Source organism: Bradyrhizobium campsiandrae (assembly GCF_014529705.1).
GTDB classification, from domain to species: domain Bacteria; phylum Pseudomonadota; class Alphaproteobacteria; order Rhizobiales; family Xanthobacteraceae; genus Bradyrhizobium; species Bradyrhizobium campsiandrae.
Window position 1 is genome coordinate 1 of the sequence record NZ_JAANIH010000081.1, and the last position, 18134, is coordinate 18134.

Sequence of the window (18134 nt, forward strand, 5' to 3'; positions counted from 1 at the left end):
ACTTCGTTCATCGACCGACACAACGCCGATCCCAAGCCGTTCCGGTGGAGCAAATCCGCCGATGACATCCTCGCTTCCATCGAGCGCTTCTGCCGCCACAATGCCCCAGCCGAACACAACGCGATATTGCGAACTTCTGGTTCAGGACACTATCGCACGATCGGCTCCTCGGCCAGCGAGAGGCCATTCCAAGCATCCCAGTCGCTTTTTACTTTGCGCCGGGTCCGGCTCACCGTGTCCTTGCCGACCGCGCCGCCAAACAAGGCCCCCAGCGCGCGGCGCACACGGCGCGTGTTGGTGCCTGCCAGGTAGCAGCCGGCGATCAGCGCGTCGGCAGCCAGCGTGCGGCGCTGGTAGGCCCGCAGCGATTGGCTCTTCCACTCGGTGGTCTTGCCGTCGGCCGTGTTGAGCCGCGCGCGCGGCCCTGCGATCTCCACTTTCCCGAACGTCCCCAGCAGGGAGCGCGACCGATGCCCGTGGCGGTGACCAGTGACGGCGAGCGTGGCCTCCGAATCGCCGTTCGCCGGTCTCGCCCGTCGGGCGTAGCGCGAGCGCGACAGCACCTCGTCAAGCTCACCTTCGAACATCGCTTGCAGGAATTCGCGAGCCCGGTCGCGAAGATTGCTCTCGATCGGGTCGAACCAGTTGTCGAAAAGCCGTTCCGTCGTCTCGATTTCGGACTGCGGCAGGCAGGCGGTCGTGATAATCTGTCATGGCGTGATCTCCACCGGAGCTCTAACGCCGGAATCGCTTGTTGGATCAAGCTGGAGATTACGTCGCCTTCATTTTCCAACCACTCCCGCTACGGCACCCGCGAGCATCGCCACTGCGGACAGAAGATCACAAGCCGTCAATCGATTCTCCCGTCTCATTTGGATCCTTGCATTCTGCGATCACCCTTCCGACCGAAGGCGCGCATATCGCTGTCGGCGGGCAGCCGCTGCTTCGCCTGCCCTCTTGAAAACGGATAGTTAGCTTGCTATCTAAATTAGATGGATGACTCCGTGTTTGTACATAGTTTCGGCTTCCGCTTGGCATACATTGCCAGACGTCTGCGACAGGCCGTGGACGACGAGCTCAGAGCATACGGCCTGACCGACGCGACATGGCGGCCGTTGGCTTATGTCGGACGCTTGGGCGAAGGCGTGCGCCAAAGGGAACTCGCTGAGGCGCTTGGGATTCAGGGGCCATCTCTCGTACGTTTGCTCGATGCGCTGGAGCAACGTGGTCTGATCGAGCGCCGCGAGCAAGAGGGTGACCGACGTGTCCGCGGCATCTATTTGACCCAGTCCGGCCGCAAACTACAGCGGCGCATTCTGCGGATCAGCGACTCCATCCAGGAGCGTGTCCTCGGCAGTACTCATGCCGACGACCTTGCAGCCTGCATGCGACTGTTCGACTACGTTGAAAACATCCTTGACCAACCCGTCGTTCATCGCAAAGGAAATGTGATCTGACATGGGAACGTCCTTTGATCCGTCTAGATCGGTTCCCCTCCAGCGCCGCTTTCGCATGTCGGACGGCGTCGAGCTCATTGGCGATGTCTGGGGCACGTCGGATCTTCCCCCCGCGCTACTGCTGCATGGCGGCGGACAAACCCGGCACGCCTGGAAGCGCACGGCGGCAGTCCTCGCGGACCGTGGCTATTGCGCTGTTGCTGTAGACCAGCGCGGACATGGGGACAGCGGCTGGTCGGCCGACGGCGCCTACGAGATCGATCACTTCGCAAATGACGTGCGCCAGCTCGCCGCCGGCCTTCCCGCGAAACCCGTGCTGATCGGAGCCTCGCTCGGCGGAATGGCGAGCTTGATTGCCGCGGGGGAAGCCGACACCTCCGTTGCCGCAGCTCTGGTTCTGGTCGATATCACGCCGCGCATCGAGCCCGCCGGCGTCGAACGCGTCCGAAAGTTCATGGCCGCGCACATCGACGACGGTTTCGCTACGCTCGAGGAGGTCTCAGAGGCCATTGCCGCCTATCTTCCGCACAGGCCCCGTCCGAAAAACCTCGATGGCTTGAACAGAAACCTCAAGCTTGGAAAGGACGGACGTTATCGTTGGCACTATGACCCGGCCTTCGTGCGTGGAATGTCGGCGCGCGCCGACGGTGACCGTGAAGCACGCTTGACCGCTGCCGCACAGCGGCTGCGAATTCCGGTTCTGCTGGTACGTGGCGGCTCCAGCGAGCTGGTATCGGAGGACATCGCCCGCGAATTCGTCGGTCGCGTGCCCAACGCCCGCTACGTCGACGTCCATGGTGCCGCACACATGGTGGCGGGGGACGTCAACGACCCGTTCACAGAAGAGGTGCTCGCCTTCCTCGATGGCCTCTCGAATCTGTGAGCCGCATACTGCCAAATCTGGCTCATACAAACTGTGTCGTGGTCCAGGCAATGTTGATTGAAGGTGCTCGCCATGCCTCTTAAAAACATTGCAGTCTTCGTAGATGTGTCCCGGGCCAGTCTTATTCGCGCCACCTATGCGGTCAGGCTTGCTCTCAGATATCACGCTCATCTTGTCGGTATTTTTGTCGTACCCCTTGGTTGGACTCTTGATCCGAGCGCATCTTTTATCCGTGGCCGCGATGCCATTCGCGCGCTGATTGAACGACAAAGGGCTCAAGAATTCAGGACCACGGCAACCGCCAGCGAAAGATTCGAAAACGAAGCCGGACGTGAAGGCATCAGTTTCGAGTTTCGGATGATCCGCGCCACTGACACCTCTGATGACGCACTCTTTCACTCCCTGCACGCCGATCTCGTGCTGGTCGGCCATCCGAAGCCCGGCGGACTTCCTGACGACTGGTCCGCCGAGACAATGCTGCTCGCCACGGGAGTTCCGGTCTTAATCGTGCCGAATGGCTGGACTGCCGGAACAATCGCCGAGAATGTTGTTGTAGCATGGAACGCCAGCCGTGAGGCGAGACGGGCGATCACGGACGCAATACCGCTGCTGCAGAAGGCCCGCACCGTATCGATCATCGTTGTCGACGCAGAGGCGAATACCAACCATGGGCAAGAGCCCGGTGCCGACATCGCGCTGTACCTCAGCCGGCATGGGATCAACGTCATGGTGGAACAAGTGCGGTCGGACGGAAGGTCGATTGCTGGAACGATCATGGACCGCGCCTTGCTGCTCGGCGCCGACCTGCTCGTGCTCGGTGCCTACAGTCACTCTCGGTCGCGGGAGGTTTTATTTGGTGGGGTCACGCGATCATTGCTAAAGAGTGCCGCAATTCCCTTGTTCATCGCTCACTAGGCTCGGAAGACCGCTGCAAAAAAGCTGGAGGCGCCGATTTCACCAATCAGACGCTGGAAGTTGTTCGCAAACAAACAGCACATCTGGCCCGCGGCAATGCCGGCAAGAAACATCCATCTGCATGCTCGAACATGTCAGCCCTTGCCCTGTTCCTCGTACGGTGAGTCTTGCGCAGCTCCCGCTGTCGTAAACGATGGGAAACCGGCTTCCAGCGATTGGGCCTTGGCGGTTCGAGAACGACCCGCTTCAAGTCGTCGCCGCTGAGGACGATGATAACGAAATTCAGCCTACCATTTTTATGCGTCAAGCTTCCACCGATCGCCCGTCCCGAGGTCGAAACCTCGGCGATGAACACCGCATCCGACATGCTCTGCCGTATGCTCCTGAAGGCAGCGAGGTCGACGCGATCGTTCGCGTGGAGGTCCTGCACGGCTGAAGTGATCTCGTCACCCCTTACCGTTCCTGACTGCGCATCGATCGTGTTTTCCCAGATGAAGGAATCCTTTGCAGTCCTGACGCGAAAGACAGATGCATCTGTCCCGCCATCGAAGCTGATGTCCATCGTCCTGGAACTGGAATGCAGCGCTTCCGCAATCTCCATCGCCCGGCGTAGTGAAATCTGCGCCGAGCGGAACAGGCCAAGCTCGCGCTCGATGATTCTCCGGTCGATCGCAGAGCCATCGTCACGCGGCTCATCCTGAAGTGAGGCGGTGAAAGCACCATGGGCGGCCACATCCGAAGGTGTGAGCATCGTCAAGCCAAGTGACACCATTGCCAGGATCATACCGTTTGGCATCAGCCATCTTCCCTCGTGTTGCAAACGCCGCTTCCGACCGGCTGCGATCCAAGCCCTCCCCTCCCTCGAAATGAAATCGTGGCTGAGATTGAGAGCCGCGCAACGCCGCCAAATTCGGTCATTCGTGATGATTGGCTTCCGATCCAGGGGTTGTGACATTCGCGCCCACCCTGCGCGCACTCGGGGCCCGTCGCTGCGCATCGAGATCGTAGAGGATCGGCACGACAAAGACCGTTAGCACGGTCGAAACTACGGTTCCGAAGATCAGCGAGATGGCGAGCCCGCCGAAAACCGGATCGCTGACCATGATCGCCGAGCCGAGGACGATCGCAAGCGTCGTCAGCAGGATCGGACGAAGGCGCACGGCACCCGCTTGCCTGACGGCGACATCGAGCGGCATCCCGTGTTTGAGATTGTCCTGGATGAAGTCGATGATCAGCAGCGAATTGCGGATCGCGACGCCGGACAGGGCGATGATGCCGACCATGGAAGTCGCCGAAAAGTCCGCACCCACCAGCCAGTGTCCTGGAAAGATGCCGATGATGCCGAGCGGCACCGACGACATGGCGATCATCGGGATCAGGAAGGAGCGGTAGTAGGCGACGAGAAGCAGGTAGACCAGCATCAAGGCGCCGCCGAGCGCGATCCCCATATCGCGGTAGATGTCAAGGGTCATTCGCATCTCGCCGCCCCACAAGAGCCGGTAGCCATCGATGGTGTCGGGCGCGTCGCGGTTGAAACCGAGATTGCTGGTCTTCAGCAACCGGCCGTCAGGCGCGGTGATGCCGTCGAGCCGCCGCTGAAGGTCGAGCACGGCGTAGAGCGGCACGGATTTCGACAGTTCCGCGCCGACGAAGGTGACCTTCTCGTTGTCGCGATGCAGGATTGGCCGGTCCGCCGGCGCGGGGCGCACCTCAACCAGTTCGGAGAGCGGCACCGGTTTGCCGTCAGCATTGCCGACGAATACACGGTCGGGGCGGGTCGGGTCCACCGCGAAGCGGCGCGGCACGTAGGCCTTGACATCGACTGGATCTTTCTCGTCAGGCAGATGGGCGCGACTGAGAATTTTTCCGCCGTAAACAAGCGACAGCGCCTCGGCGATCTGCGCCGTAGAAACCCTTGATAGCGCCGCCTTCTCCTTATCCGGCACCATGCGGTGTTCGACGACATCGAACGGCTCGGTATTGGTGAGGTCGACGATATCGTAGGTCGCAGCGAACGCTTTGACGACATCTCCCGATAATGTCCGCAACCCCTTCGAATCCGGGCCGTACAGTTCGGCGAGGACGGTGGAGCGCAAGGGAGGGCCCGGCGGGTCCTCGACGAGCGAGACCTTCGCTCCGGGATAGGACGCCCGGATGGCATCGACCTTCGGCCGCAGCTTGCGGGCAATGTCGATCGAACTCTCCCAGCGGTGATGCTTGTCAATCAAGTTCACGCGGATTTCGGCGACGTAGGTGCCCGTGCGCCCGGCTGTCCCCTTGAACAAGCCGTTGAAGTCCTCGACGCCGGCCTGCCCGATCCAGGTCTGGTAGTTGAGGACGCTCTTGTCCGTCGAGAGCAGCGTCGCGACCTCGCGCGCGAACTTGTCGGTGATTTCAACGGGGTCGGTTTCCGGCATGGAGATCACGATGTTGAAAGTGTTCTTGTTGTCCTTCGGCAGGAAGCCAAGGGGGACGCCCAGCGCCGAGACCGCCCCGCCCACTCCGGCGGGACGGACAAACTGCCAGGCCCCCTGCATGATGGAGGCCGCCATCAGGACGAGGATGACGCTCCCGAAGGTCAGTCGCATGAACCGGCGTTGCTGCAAAGGCGTGATGAGCCGCAGGTAAAGACGCTCCAGCTTTCCGGGCTCTCCATGGGTCGCCTCCTGCGTATGTGCATCCTCCTCTTGCACGACGTGGCGGTGGAGCCAGCGATTGGCCGCCCAGGGCGTGACGATATAGGCCACGAGCAGGGACGCCGCCATGGCGATCGGTACGTTGTAGGCGATCGGATAGAAGTACTGCCCGGCCATGTCGGTGATTAAGAACAGAGCGCTGAACACCAGCATGACCGCGACGGTTGCAAGGTTGGTGGCGCTGCCAATCTCGTTGGTCGCCTGAACCGTGATCGCTTCCTTGCCGGCGCGTGACCGCTTGGAGCCGTAGTGGCGATGGATGTTCTCGATGACCACGATGGCTGCGTCCACCAGGAGGCCCAGGGACAAGATGAGCGCGAACAGAGTCACCCGGTTGATGGTAACGCCCCCGAGCAGGTCGGCGGCAAGCGTGATCGACAGAATGAGCGGCACCGTGACCATGACGATCGTCGCCTCGCGCCAGCCGAGGAAAAAGATCAGCACGAGGCCGACTGTCGCCAGAGCAATGAGAAGATGCTCCAGGAGGAGGTTTACGGCGGCATTGGCCTTCTCGCCGTCATTGCGTGTGACGATCACCTGAACGTCCTTGGGCACGAGGGAAGCCTGTATGCGCTCGACGCGGTCAATCAGGGCATCGGCCACCACCACCGCATTGGCGCCCTTCTTCTTGGCGACGGCGATGGTCACCGCCGGCAGATCCGCCGAGTCCGGTTGGCCAAAACGCGGATCGCCGGGTCCGAACGAGAACCGGCTGAAGGTGGTGACCTCGGAGGGCGGACCGTCGGTCGCGGTCGCCACGTCGCGCACATAGACCGGGCGACCATTGTAAATGGCGACGACCTGATTCAGGACGTCTTCCACGGATGCGAAGGAAGCGGAAAGCTTGATGGCCTCGACCTTGCCGTCGCGCACCGTCGGCTCCAGTGGCTCGGACAGATTGCTCGCGCCGAAAGCGGCGTAGGCCTGGCTGAGCGTCACGCCGAAAGCCTGCAGGCGATTCGGATCGAGCTCGATGGCGATTTCCCGCCCCCGGCCGCCCTGGATACTGACCACCGAGACGTTATCGGTGCTGCGCAGCCGTTCGGCCATGCGCTCGGCGACCCGCTTCAAGGCGTAGTCGTCGTATTGGGACGAAGCCAACGTGAAGGTCAGAATGGGCACATCATCGGCATCGATGCTGCGCACAAATGGCGTTCCGGCATCGGTCGGCAGGCGGCTGCGGCTCGCAAGCACGCGGTCGTAGAGCTTGACCAGCGACTCCTCCTTAGGCTGGCCGACCTTAAACTGCACCTGGACCGTGCCTAGAGAGTTCTGCGCCGTGCTCTCGATGTGATCAACGCCGCCTATCTCGCTTAGGATTCCCTCAAGGGGCATCACAACCAAATCCTCGACCTCAGCGGCCGAGGCTCCCGGCAGGCTGACGGTGATCAGCGCGGCGGGCACCACGATCTGCGGGTTTTCCTCGCGCGGCGTCCGCAGGACCGCCAGGATACCCATCAGCGCCACTGCGATGATGAAGACGATGGTTAGCTTTGAGGTGATGAAAATCTGGGCAAGACGCCCGGTGATGTTCAGGTGACGCTCGCTCATCGTACGCTCTCCACCACCTCAATCCCTGTGCCATCGCGCACCGCATCATTGCCGGCGGCAAGGATAGTTTCCCCGCCCGACAGTCCGGCGAGAACCTCGACGGAGTCGTCGAGCTCTCGCCCGATGCGCAACCAACGGAACCGCGCCACTTTGCCGTCGAGCACGAACACGCCATCGAGCCCGCCGCGACGAACCACAGCGTTGCGCGGGACGGCCGGCGCCTTCCGCATGCCAAGGAGGATTTGCGCGCGGCCGAACATGCCCGGCACCAGAGACGGGTCGTTCGGGAGAATGACGTTGATCTCGTAGCGGCGGGTGATGTCATCGCCGGAAGGCACGATGCCTCGGATTCTGCCGCGGAACGGGGTGTCTTTCAACGTATCGATCCGGACCGTGACCGGCGTCTTCGGGTCGATCAGAGCAAGGCTGCTTTCGGCGACGAACGCCTTGAACAACAGGACCTCGTGGGATTCCACAGTCAGGATGGTGGATCCGGCCGTCGCCATCTCGCCGCGGCGCTTGGCGACGGAGACGATGACGCCGTCCACGGGGTTCGTGATCGTGGCATAGCCCTTTTGCGCCTCGGCGGCGGCGAGAGCCGATCGCGTCTTGTCGAGCGTCGCACCGGCGATATCGAGCCTCACCTTCGCCTTGCGCAGCGTTTCGGTCGCCACCGCGCCGGTCTGGATCAGCTTGCCGTATTTCTCCACGTCCCGTTCCGCATCCTCCAGATCCTCCTGGCTCGCGCGAACACCCGCCTGCGCCTGACGGATCGCCTCGTCGATGTCGGTCTGGTCGATGCGCACGAGCAGATCGCCGCGAGAGACCTTATTCCCCTCCCGCACGTCGAGCTGTTCGATGAAGCCCACCACACGCGAGGACACGTCGACACGTCCGTCGGAGACGACGGAGCCCGGGACCGTGTAGGTGATGGGAATATCGACAAGCTCGACTCTCGTCACCGGCGAGGAAACGGGCTTGGCTGCGCGCTGCTCGTCCGCAACCTTTTCGCTGCAGGCCGTAAGAAGCACGAGCAGAGCCAGCAGCGTGCTGCCGCGGGGAGCGTTAAGCATTTCTTACTTGTCCTTTGCTGCTACATCTTGAAAGGCATGGCACAGGACCGCCTCGACGTTCCGGGCGACGACGAGCGAATCCGCATGCTCCGACCGCCCGCCTTGCCCGTGGAGCAGCTGCCGCGAATTGCACGTCGTCGAGCATCACACCGACGATCGACCGACTGTGAGGAATCGTCCGAGCGACGTCTCCCAGGGGGCCGGCGCGGAACGGGCGTTCCGGCTCCAAAGAAGCAAGATTCTCTGATGATCATTCGCCGCACGCGTCCACCCGATCCACAGGCTCGGTCGTTGAGGCGCTCTCCTCGACAAAGACAGGCACGAGCCTCACTAATCGAGATCCACCTATCGCCTTGCGATGAATGTATAAATTGATCTGCCCGGTCCTGACGTGACGCAACTGGCGCATCCACGCGATGTCGATCCTTGAAAAGTTCATTCGAATGAATTAACTTCTATCGCAGGAAAAGGGAAGAGGCGAATGAAAACGGACGCAGCGGCCCCCAGCGGACACGAAATGCGCAGCGCGAAAACGCGTTCTCGACTGATTGAAGCTGCGATCGAGGTGATCGGTGCTGTCGGATATGAAGGAGCGAGCACGCGCGCGCTGGCGAAAGCCGCCAAAGCCAATCTCTCGGCCATTCCTTACCATTTCGGAGGGAAGAGGGAATTGTATCTGGCGGCCGCAGAGTCAATCGCGGAGTATGCCCATGTTCGTTTCAAGGAAATAGCCAGCATCCTGGAAGGGCCGCAGATGGGCGATAAAGCTGCGTGCTTCGAGGAAGCGTTGGTACGTCTGCTACATTTCCTTTTGAGGGATGCTGAGCCGCACGCGTGGACGATGTTTGTGGCGCGGTGCGCCTATGACAATGACGAGGCCTTCGCCCTGATCCATGAGCGGGCGATCGTGCCCTTATTGGAGCATCTCGTCGAGTTCGCGGGCGATGTTTGCAAAGGCGCCCTCAAAGGCGAGGCGCTTCGGCTGCGCATAAGTGCGATCGTCACGGCGATCATCAGCTTCAGGTTTCTTCGTGGCATCCTGCTTCGCGGCATGGGCTGGAAGAGAGTCCAGGACAGTGGCGCCCGCCAGATCGAAGAGATGATCCGCGGCCTCTGTCGCAGCAATTTCCTGGAAGTCCAGCTTTCCCAATGACACGTGAGAAACGCGACCGGTTCGGAGCATTCCATCGTTCTTTAACCTCAAACAAGCAAGGAAGCACACAATGACCGAACAATCTTATGCGCATGAGAGCGTTGCCTGGGCAAAACAGCGGCTCGATGACTTGGACACGATCATATCGGAAGTGGAGAAATCCTCCGCCAACTTGAAGGAGAGCGCACGCAAGGAGGCCGACCGCGCGCTGGCACGCTTGCAAGAGTCTCAGGTCAATCTGCAGAAATATTACGACGACCTGCGCACGGGGGCCGGTGCCGTCAAGCGCAGCACCCAGGAAGTTCAGAACGCGATCGAGGCCGAGTGGATCGATGTCGAATCGGCGTTCCAGTCTTTCCTGTCGGCTGCCGGAGATCAGGCGGATACAGTACGCGGTGTCGTCTCCGCGCGCGCACAGGCCCAGCGTCAGTCGTGGGAGGCATCCCTCACGGTCCTGCGCAAACAAGCGACTGAGATCGTGGATAAGGCGCGGGGCGAGTTCGACGCCACGTTCAAGCGCCTGTCGGACGAGACCGAAAAATTCCAGAGCCGGATCGGTGAGGTCAAGGATGCCGGCGACCAATCCTGGAACGCCGTGAAGAGCGGGCTTGCCGAGGCCAGGGCCGTTCATGACCGGACAATCCAGAAGATCAAAGAGGCGCTCTCGAAGCTGCTCTAACGCGGTCCCTTCGACTCGCAACTGTCCTATTTTCGCTCTCCAAAGGAGACATGACATGAGATCACGTTCTTGGGCTTCTTGCCTTGCAATCCTTGCAGAGGTCATGCTGCTCGCAGCCCCGTCCGGCTTTGCGCAGGATCAGGCCTCGCAATCCGCTCCTTCCAGCCAGCCGTCGTCGGCCCGACGGGCGATACAGTGGTCGCAGGACCGACTCTCCGAATTCGACGCCGCCATCGCCAGCCTGGAGCAGGATCTTGCCAAGCGCCAGGCGGATGTCCGTGCAAAGGCCGACGCCACCCTCAAGGAGCTTCGCGACACGCGGGAGGCTTATCGGGTCAAGACCGAGGAAGCCGCGGCCAATGCGAGGACCTGGACGGATGCTCAGGTCGCCGATGCGCGTAAAGCGCTCGACGAACGCTCGACCGCGTTCCAAGCCAAGGTGGGTGAATATCTCGATACTGTAAAGGCCGATCTCGCTACCCGTCAGGCCGTGCTAGAGGCTGAATTCGACGCCCGCCAGAAGGCATGGCAGAAATCGATCGATGAGCTGCGCACTGACGCCAGCAAGCTCGCCGCCAAGCAGAGAGCAGACATCGACGCCCGCATTGACGCCCTCAAGGCCCAGGTCGATGAGGCAAAGGCACGGGTCGGGCGGCTCGAGGCTGCCTCGCGCGAAGCATGGGAGGCTGTAACGCGAAACTATGCCGACGCCCAGCAGCGCCTCGCCGACACATACAACGCGATCCGCAAGTCCATCAAGGGCGCGACACAGTAGTCCCGATACGCTCGGCCCGGGTGGAGGACTCGTTTTCGATCCTCTCCCCTTCGGCAGGAGAGGCCTTCCTCTTGCGCACAAATCGCGGAGAAGACAGTGAGCCTTAAGAGTGAAATCGCAGCCCTGCGCGCGGAGATAGACGCCCGCGCCCGCGGAACGGCGGCCGAGCTAGGCAGTTCAACTTCCTCGCCTCGCGTGGAGGAGCAACGGGCGGGCAACAAGCATGACCTCCATGACGTCGACGCGCTCCTGAAGATGCTGAACGACACGCTCGACGAGTTCGCCGAAGAGCTGGACTAGCACCCCAGATTGACGGCGCTCACTGCACTCGGCGTTGGCCTTGCGCTTGGCGTCGTCCTCAGTCTCCGTTGACCGTTCTCCGCTCCGTTCGAAAAGGCCAACCATGTCCACTCTCAGCTCGGCAAAACTCGATGCCCGGATGGCGCTTCTTCGCCGCCAGGTTCTCAGATTGATATATGGCAGCCAAGGTGCACGGCCGCCATTCGGCCGCACTCAGCAACTCGTTTCGGATACGACCGAGCCCGACAGGCCATTATCCTCTCCATTCGGCGTCAAGCATCTCTTCGCCGTGCGCACAGCGGTGCTTGCACGACAGGAGCGCACGGCCAAACGCTTCAGAGGGCCCGCCGACTGGCTTCGGCTAGCTGTGCTCGGCGTGGTTCTGATGAGCCTCGCAACACTGGCTTTGATGGATCCGGTCTCCGGAAGGAAACTCCCCGACTATGTCCCCGGCATTTCGGCAACTTTCGGCGGCGTGATGCTTTGCATCGCCGTCATCCGGATCGGCTGGCCGACTCTCTATCTCGATTGGATCGTGAGCGGACTACTGTATATGGGCCTCGGAGCCATCCTTTACAGGAATTCGACCGCAATCCCGAATGAGATCTTCCTGCTGTTCTGCACCGTCTTCCTTGCCTCGGCCGCCCTGCGGATATGGATCGCCGCAACGCTCGGCGCCAAGGACGAGAGGAGGGCCTGGCTCATGGCCGGCGGCCTGACCGGTCTGTTCTGCGCCTTCTGGATGATCGTCATGTGGCTCACGGAGATAGCAATCGATCCCGACCTCGTCGTCTGCGTCGATGTGATGCTTTACGGCCTCTCCATCGCTGGTTTTGGACTTTCCCTGCGCGAGCCAGGGGCACGGGGCACATCGCGGTGATTTGCCGGGTTCCGGACGAGACGGAAATTTCCCGCTGAAGATCACGGCGATGGCTCCGGAAGGGCATCGCCGTTCGGAGCCGGACGACAAAGCTGCCGGCGGGCTTGTCTGTTGGCTGTCGCGGTCCTCAACCACTGCTGCAGTGTGCTCCCCACAGGACTTGCGCAAATCCAGCGGACGTCCAATCGTCATGAGACGAGCGATCGTTCTGGCCGACGGGATCCGGTGAAGGTTTTGTGCGTCGGCCTTTTCGACCCGCCGCCTGCGTGTTGCCCATTCTGCGACGACACGAAGAGAGCCTCGGAAGCCGCGCGCCTTTAGGCGCCGCCAAAGTTCAGCGCAGTTTCGGCAGCCGGCGGCCCATTGGTCGTCGAGCCATGGCAGGTGCTGATCGAGCGAGCTCTGCCGGGTCCGGAAGATATCGTGGCGTTCGCCGCGGATCACCTGACGAACCAGCTTCCTGCTATGACCAATCTGGCGTACGATTTGCTTGATAGGCATTCCGCCTTTCGACAGCGCCAAGATCGTCGCATTGGTCTCTTCGCGGCGAAGATATCCTTCATACTGCAGGCGCTCTGCCGCGCTGAGCAGTTTGGGATTGATGGTTGTCGCCCCGATTGCGCTGCGGATCTGGCGCATCGATTTGCGGATGGCATTGAGGAAGGCCCGACTGGCATTCTCCATCAAATGCCAACGATCAGCGACCTGTACCGCATGCGGGAGGGCTCTTGCCGCAGCTTCGCCATAGGTATGGAGGCCTGTGCGAGTGCACATCACTGGGCACGCGAGATCGCGGCGCTGGGCCACTCTGTCCGCATGATGCCGCCAGCCTACGTGAAGCCTTACGTCAAGAAACAAGACCGACGTGGCGGATGCAGAAGCGATTTGTGAGGCGGTCACCCGCCCGACAATGCGATTCGTACCGGTGAAGACTGCCGAACAACAAGCAGCCAGCATGATTTTGCGAACGCGAGAGATGCTGATGAGGCAGCGCAGCCAGACTGCAAATGCCCTGCGTGCTCATATGGCCGAATTGGGCATTATCGCCGGCACAGGCATGGCAAGCATCGCAAAACTCCTGGTGCTTCTCCGGGACGAAAAAGACAATAGGATCCCCGGCGCCGCCCGCTTTGCCCTGATCCAATTCGCTGAACAGATTGAGCTGCTTACAACCCGCATAGAGAAGCTCGACAGAGAGATTTTGGTTGCCGTCAGAAAGGACCCCGATGCGAGGCGTCTGATGAGCATTCCCGGTGTCGGCCCTCTCATCGCCGCTACCGTTCGGACATCGGTCGTGGATGCTCGCGGTTTTGCGACTGCACGAGATTTTGCGGCTTGGACGGGGCTAACACCGAGGGCACAGTCGAGCGGCGGGAAAGAAAGCCTCGGGGCGATATCAAAGCGTGGAAATCAGCAACTACGGACGCTCTTGATTGTTGGTGCGACCTCAATCATCAAGCTGGCTAAACGAGGGTTGAAAGTCCCGCTCTGGATTCGGACCATGCTGCAAAGACGGCCGGTCAAGGTCGTATCGGTGGCGCTCGCCAATAGGATTGCGCGCACCATCTGGGCCTTGCTGGTCAGAGGCAGCATCTATCAGGCGCCGGCCGCAATGCTGAAATCCTAATCTTAAGAGCTCTCCGGCGGAAGAAGAAAGCTGCCGAGGAAGCAAGGTGCAAATCTGGATGAACCCCGAATGACGACATTCCCGGTAGCAATCAGACCGCCTGACTCACTGCGCTTCGAGCGCGAGAAATTGATTGGGCGATTGCTTCCACGGATACCATCGTGGCCAGCGACCAGGCGCCGCGTTCACAGGCCGAACATATGACTGCACCGTCATCCCTTGTTCAACCAGAGAAAGATCTTGCAGCCCGGGCCGTTCCACACATGAGTCAGAGCCAAATCATGGCTCTAGCCCATCAGGATCGTCGGCAGCCACATGGCGATGCCGGGAAACGCACAGATGAGAAGAACGGCTGCAAACATGATCGCGACGAACGGCAATGTGCCCCACACGACGTCGCCGAACGAGATGTCCGGGGCAATATTCTTGATGACGAACAAATTGAGCCCGACCGGCGGATGGATCAGCCCCATCTCCATGACCACGGTCATGACGACACCGAACCACACCAGGTCGAAGCCGGCGCTCCTGAGCGGCGGCAGGATGATCGGAGCGGTCATCAGGATGATGCTGGCGGGCGGCAGGAAGAAGCCGAGCACCACGACCATCAGCAGGATGGCCAGGAGCAGCAACCATGGCGAGAAGTGCTGCGCCACGATCCATTCGGCGGCACTTTGAGAGATGTGCAGATAGCTCATCACCATGGAATAAAGCAGGGACATGCCGACGATTATGATAACCATGGTCGATTCACGGACCGAGGCGAACAGCAGCGGCTGGAAGTCCATGATATTCCGCGCACCATAGATCGCGGCGATCAACACGAGCGCGAGAACGGCGCCGAGCCCGGCAGTCTCGCCGGGGCTGGCAAAGCCGCCATACAGCGCGCCCATCACGCCGATCAGAAGGATGAGAAACGGCAGGATGCGCGGTAGCGCCGCGATACGGTCACGGATGGAGTAGGTATCCCGGCGCAGGATCGCGTGCTCCTGTCCTGCGTGCTCCGCATCGCGATATTCCTTCTGGTAACGCAGAACGGCATAGAGCGCGAACATGCCGCTCAAGAGCATACCCGGAAGCAGTCCGGCCAGGAACAGCCGGCCGAGCGATTGCTCGGCGGCAACCGCATAGAGGATCATCGTGATCGAAGGCGGCAGCAGAATGCCGAGCGTACCACCGGCGGCGATCAGACCCGCTGCAAAGCCGGGCGAATACCCACGTCGCCGCAATTCTGGAATGCCGGCGCTGCCGATGGCCGAGCACGTCGCTGCGCTCGACCCGGCCATCGCCGCAAACAGCATGCAGGCGACCACGTTGGCGACGCCGAGTCCGCCCGGAATGCGGTTCATCCAGACGTAGAGCGCATTGTAGAGATCCGCGCCGGCACGGGACCGCCCGATCGCTGCTCCCTTGAGAACGAACAGCGGAATGGTCAGGAGCGTGATATTGGCGACCTCCTGATAGACGTTTTGCGCGACGATGCCGAGTGAAGAGAAGGGCATGAAGACAAGCATGAAGGCGATCGCCACGGCCCCAAGCGCGAAAGCGATCGGCACGCCCGCAAACAGCACGAGCAGAGTCACGCCGCCGTAGAGCGTGCCGATCGCAAGCGGGCTCATGGTCTCTTCCTGGATACGAGGGTGTCGACGATCTGAAGGACGAATCGCAGGCAGAGCAGCGTCATCCCCGCCGTCATCAACGAATAGGGAATCCACAGCGGCGGCGCCCAGGCCGAATCGGTCACGCGGCCGTCCTCGACCGCCTCCAGCAGCAGCAGCCAGCACTGCCAGGTGAAGAAGCCGCAGAAGGCAAAGCAGACGATGTCCGAGACGAAGGCGCGCGCATGCTCGATGCCGCGCGGCAGGAGCTCGCCGACGGCCTCGATCGTGATATGGCCGCGCATCGCCTGCACGTAAGGGGCCGACAGGAAGGTCGCCCCGACCAGCAGGAACACGGCCATCTCGTCCTGCCAGTCGGTGGAGGAATGCAGCAGATAGCGCACCGCGACCGAGTAGGTCAGCACCAGGCCCGCCCCGATGGTCGCCAGCGCGCAGCCCCAGACCAACGCGACATCGAGCATGTCGCAGGCCGAGATGATCGCGCCGAGCAGCGGCGGGCGACGCTCCGTAAGCGCCGGCGGCCGATGCACGATCAGACCTCTTCCGCCATTTTCAGGACGCGCGCCGTGTTCGCCGATCGGCCGCCGAAATCCTTCCACGCGCTCTCGCGCGCGACGGCTCTCCATGCTTCGAGTGCGGCAGCATCCATCTCGACGACTTGGGCGCCCGCCTTGGCATAAACGTCGGACAAGCGCTGATCGTCAGCCTTAGAGCCGTCAAGACCAAACGGCTCGATCTCCGCGCCGACCTCTGCGATCGCTTTCTGCTGATCGGGCGGCAACGAGTCGAATACCGTCTTCGACATCAGAATGGGCTCGAGGACGAAGAAGAAACTGCGGCCGCCGGCTGAGGTCAGCCCTTTACTGAGTTCCTCGAGCTTGAAGGAAATCAGGCTGGTCGAACTCGTGGCCGCCGCGTCGATCGTGCCGGTCTGCAGGGAGATGTAGATCTCGTTAGACGGCATGTTGCTGGTGGCCGCACCGGCCGCCTTGAACATCATATCCATCTCTCGGCTGCCGCCCCTGACCTTCAGTCCCTTGGCATCGTCGGGCTTGGTGATCGGCTTGCCGCGTGAGGCGATGCCGCCGGACTGCCACATCCAGGTGATGAGCTTGACGCCCTTGGCTTCAAGGATGGAGGTCAGTTCCTTTCCGATCGGCGCCGTCTTCCATTGGTAGGCTTTCTCGTAGCTCGTCACCACCGCCGGCATGAATGTGATGTTCAACTCGGGGATCTCGCCGCCGGCGTAGGTGGTCGGATAGAGGCTGAGATCGAGCGCACCCTTCTTCAGCGCATCGAACTGCGCAAACGTCTTCATCAGGGATGAGTTCGGATAGATCTCGAACTTCAGAGCCCCGTTGGTGCGCTTTTCGACGCCTTCCGCAAACTTTTTGCACAGCCGGTCACGGAAGTCGCCGCCTTCGGGCCCCGAACCTGGAAACTGGTGCGAGATCTTCAAGGTGCGAACGTCCGCGCGCGCTACGCGCGGCAAGCCCAGGACGGCGGGCGCGGCGATCAACCCAAGGGCCGCGCGTCGAGTTATTCTTGCAGTCATGTCATTTCCTCCCTTTGAATTGCTGAGCTTTTTGTTTGGTCTGCTATCTTGAAAGGATGGTCCTTTCTTTAGGCTCCCTCGCGACACCGCTCGATGGCGCTGATTCGGTCAGGCGCCCGACCACCGCTTCGTACAGCGATGCCAAAGGCGCGTGCAGCAACTCGACCGGCAGCTGGTCCAGCACCTCGGCGACCCGCCGCACGACGAGGCTTTCGACATGCTGCGCGCGACGTTTTTCGAGACGCTTGCCGACGTCTTGACGACCCGCCAGCCAGGCCTGATGGCGGTCGATGGCTTCGGCGAGCGCCGCTACGCTTGCCGGATCCTGAACCGAGGTGGAGACGATCGGCGGCAGCCAGCCGTCGCCCGTGCCCTGGCCGTCCGACGCTTTGAGCTTCAGCACCGATGCGAGTACTACGGCGAGTTGTCGCGCGCCGGGCTGGTCCGCCTTGTTGACGACGAAAATGTCGGCGGTTTCCAGAATGCCGCTCTTCATGGCCTGGATCTGATCGCCCGCACCAGGCATCAGCACCAGCAAGGTCGTATCCACGACATGCCTGACGGCGTATTCGACCTGGCCCACGCCGACGGTTTCGAGAATGGCCTCCGCAAAGCCGGCATTCTCCACGATCTCGAGGATGTCAGGCAGGTTGTCGGCAAGACCGTCATGGCTGGTTCGGCTCGCGAGCGAGCGGATATACACACGCGGGTTGTGCGCGAGATCCTCCATGCGGATGCGATCGCCCAGGATCGCGCCGCCACTGACCGGACTGGTCGGGTCGACTGCAAGAATGGCGATATTCCCGTCGCGGCCAAGACGATGGCGGGCAAGCGCCGCAATCAGACTGCTCTTTCCGGCACCTGGCGGGCCGGTGACGCCGATCCAACGGCAGACACCCATGCTTCCCCGCGCGCTCGCGAGCACTTCAGCCACGGAAGCATCCGCCGCGCGGCTCAGTGCGCGCGCCATC

General features: G+C 61.5%; 15 protein-coding genes and 3 pseudogenes. 9 read left to right on the forward strand and 9 right to left on the reverse strand.

Annotated elements, in window-relative coordinates:
• Positions 1-152: 152 nt before the first annotated feature.
• Positions 153-689 (reverse strand): annotated as a pseudogene (locus tag G8O24_RS37205) (transposase); the annotation flags it as partial.
• Between the two features lie 375 nt (positions 690-1064).
• On the opposite strand from G8O24_RS37205, the gene G8O24_RS37210 reads away from it, so the two are divergent.
• From G8O24_RS37210 to G8O24_RS37220, 3 genes are all read left to right on the forward strand, one after another.
• On the forward strand, positions 1065-1457 hold the full coding sequence (locus G8O24_RS37210; protein WP_311972256.1) for a MarR family winged helix-turn-helix transcriptional regulator: 393 nt from the start codon (positions 1065-1067) through the stop codon (positions 1455-1457).
• A 1-nt stretch (position 1458) separates the two neighbouring features.
• Positions 1459-2340, forward strand: a complete 882-nt coding sequence (locus tag G8O24_RS37215) for an alpha/beta fold hydrolase (protein WP_188107494.1) — start codon at positions 1459-1461, stop codon at positions 2338-2340.
• Positions 2341-2403: 63 nt separating this feature from the next.
• Positions 2404-3255, forward strand: a complete 852-nt coding sequence (locus G8O24_RS37220; RefSeq protein ID WP_311972259.1) for a universal stress protein — start codon at positions 2404-2406, stop codon at positions 3253-3255.
• A gap of 46 nt (positions 3256-3301) precedes the next feature.
• On the opposite strand, the gene G8O24_RS37225 is transcribed toward G8O24_RS37220, so the two are convergent.
• The 3 genes from G8O24_RS37225 to G8O24_RS37235 all read right to left on the reverse strand — a co-directional run bounded on the left by G8O24_RS37225 (position 3302) and on the right by G8O24_RS37235 (position 8575).
• Positions 3302-4051 carry a PepSY domain-containing protein gene (locus G8O24_RS37225; protein WP_188107495.1) on the reverse strand — a complete coding sequence of 250 codons (750 nt, stop codon included), beginning with the start codon at positions 4049-4051 and terminating at the stop codon, positions 3302-3304.
• A 118-nt stretch (positions 4052-4169) separates the two neighbouring features.
• Complete coding sequence (locus G8O24_RS37230; protein ID WP_188107496.1) at positions 4170-7502, reverse strand: efflux RND transporter permease subunit; 3333 nt, start codon at positions 7500-7502, stop codon at positions 4170-4172.
• Complete coding sequence (locus G8O24_RS37235) at positions 7499-8575, reverse strand: efflux RND transporter periplasmic adaptor subunit (protein WP_188107497.1); 1077 nt, start codon at positions 8573-8575, stop codon at positions 7499-7501. The genes G8O24_RS37230 and G8O24_RS37235 overlap by 4 nt, the downstream gene beginning before the upstream one ends.
• Positions 8576-9056: 481 nt before the next feature.
• On the opposite strand from G8O24_RS37235, the gene G8O24_RS37240 reads away from it, so the two are divergent.
• The 5 genes from G8O24_RS37240 (at position 9057) to G8O24_RS37260 (ending at position 12362) form a co-directional block, all read left to right on the forward strand.
• Positions 9057-9728, forward strand: coding sequence for a CerR family C-terminal domain-containing protein (locus G8O24_RS37240; protein WP_188107498.1), 672 nt, complete (start codon positions 9057-9059; stop codon positions 9726-9728).
• A 70-nt stretch (positions 9729-9798) separates the two neighbouring features.
• Entirely contained in the window at positions 9799-10407 is a 609-nt protein-coding gene (locus G8O24_RS37245; protein ID WP_188107499.1) for a sll1863 family stress response protein, read from the forward strand.
• A 103-nt stretch (positions 10408-10510) separates the two neighbouring features.
• Positions 10511-11182: an MbeD/MobD family mobilization/exclusion family protein gene (locus tag G8O24_RS37250; protein WP_202988807.1), complete on the forward strand. Its 672-nt coding sequence runs from the start codon at positions 10511-10513 to the stop codon at positions 11180-11182.
• Between the two features lie 96 nt (positions 11183-11278).
• Positions 11279-11482 carry a hypothetical protein gene (locus G8O24_RS37255; protein WP_202988808.1) on the forward strand — a complete coding sequence of 68 codons (204 nt, stop codon included), beginning with the start codon at positions 11279-11281 and terminating at the stop codon, positions 11480-11482.
• 139 nt (positions 11483-11621) lie between these two features.
• Entirely contained in the window at positions 11622-12362 is a 741-nt protein-coding gene (locus G8O24_RS37260) for a hypothetical protein (protein WP_188107501.1), read from the forward strand.
• Positions 12363-12539: 177 nt separating this feature from the next.
• Here the strand turns inward: G8O24_RS37260 and G8O24_RS44670 are convergent.
• Positions 12540-13109, reverse strand: a pseudogene (locus tag G8O24_RS44670) (ISL3 family transposase); the annotation flags it as partial.
• Here G8O24_RS44670 and G8O24_RS37265 point away from each other — a divergent pair.
• Positions 13107-13989, forward strand: a pseudogene (locus G8O24_RS37265) (IS110 family RNA-guided transposase); the annotation flags it as partial. The pseudogenes G8O24_RS44670 and G8O24_RS37265 overlap by 3 nt on opposite strands.
• A gap of 287 nt (positions 13990-14276) precedes the next feature.
• On the opposite strand, the gene G8O24_RS37270 reads toward G8O24_RS37265, so the two are convergent.
• The 4 genes from G8O24_RS37270 to G8O24_RS37285 are packed head-to-tail and all read right to left on the reverse strand — an operon-like array spanning position 14277 to position 18097.
• Positions 14277-15608 carry a TRAP transporter large permease gene (locus G8O24_RS37270; protein ID WP_188107502.1) on the reverse strand — a complete coding sequence of 444 codons (1332 nt, stop codon included), beginning with the start codon at positions 15606-15608 and terminating at the stop codon, positions 14277-14279.
• Positions 15605-16138 carry a TRAP transporter small permease gene (locus G8O24_RS37275; RefSeq protein WP_311972255.1) on the reverse strand — a complete coding sequence of 178 codons (534 nt, stop codon included), beginning with the start codon at positions 16136-16138 and terminating at the stop codon, positions 15605-15607. Before G8O24_RS37275 ends, G8O24_RS37270 begins: the two co-directional genes overlap by 4 nt.
• Positions 16139-16140: 2 nt before the next feature.
• Positions 16141-17163, reverse strand: coding sequence for a TRAP transporter substrate-binding protein DctP (dctP, locus tag G8O24_RS37280; protein ID WP_188107504.1), 1023 nt, complete (start codon positions 17161-17163; stop codon positions 16141-16143).
• Between the two features lie 43 nt (positions 17164-17206).
• On the reverse strand, positions 17207-18097 hold the full coding sequence (locus G8O24_RS37285) for an ArgK/MeaB family GTPase (protein ID WP_202988809.1): 891 nt from the start codon (positions 18095-18097) through the stop codon (positions 17207-17209).
• Positions 18098-18134 lie beyond the last annotated feature (37 nt).

Coding starts and splice junctions, on each gene's coding strand:
- G8O24_RS37225 (WP_188107495.1), bottom strand. CDS start 4,051: ATGCCAAACGGTATGATCCTGGCAATGGTGTCACTTGGCTTGACGATG.
- G8O24_RS37270 (WP_188107502.1), bottom strand. CDS start 15,608: ATGAGCCCGCTTGCGATCGGCACGCTCTACGGCGGCGTGACTCTGCTC.
- G8O24_RS37230 (WP_188107496.1), bottom strand. CDS start 7,502: ATGAGCGAGCGTCACCTGAACATCACCGGGCGTCTTGCCCAGATTTTC.
- dctP (WP_188107504.1), bottom strand. CDS start 17,163: ATGACTGCAAGAATAACTCGACGCGCGGCCCTTGGGTTGATCGCCGCG.
- G8O24_RS37250 (WP_202988807.1), top strand. CDS start 10,511: ATGCTGCTCGCAGCCCCGTCCGGCTTTGCGCAGGATCAGGCCTCGCAA.
- G8O24_RS37215 (WP_188107494.1), top strand. CDS start 1,459: ATGGGAACGTCCTTTGATCCGTCTAGATCGGTTCCCCTCCAGCGCCGC.
- G8O24_RS37245 (WP_188107499.1), top strand. CDS start 9,799: ATGACCGAACAATCTTATGCGCATGAGAGCGTTGCCTGGGCAAAACAG.
- G8O24_RS37240 (WP_188107498.1), top strand. CDS start 9,057: ATGAAAACGGACGCAGCGGCCCCCAGCGGACACGAAATGCGCAGCGCG.
- G8O24_RS37235 (WP_188107497.1), bottom strand. CDS start 8,575: ATGCTTAACGCTCCCCGCGGCAGCACGCTGCTGGCTCTGCTCGTGCTT.
- G8O24_RS37260 (WP_188107501.1), top strand. CDS start 11,622: ATGGCGCTTCTTCGCCGCCAGGTTCTCAGATTGATATATGGCAGCCAA.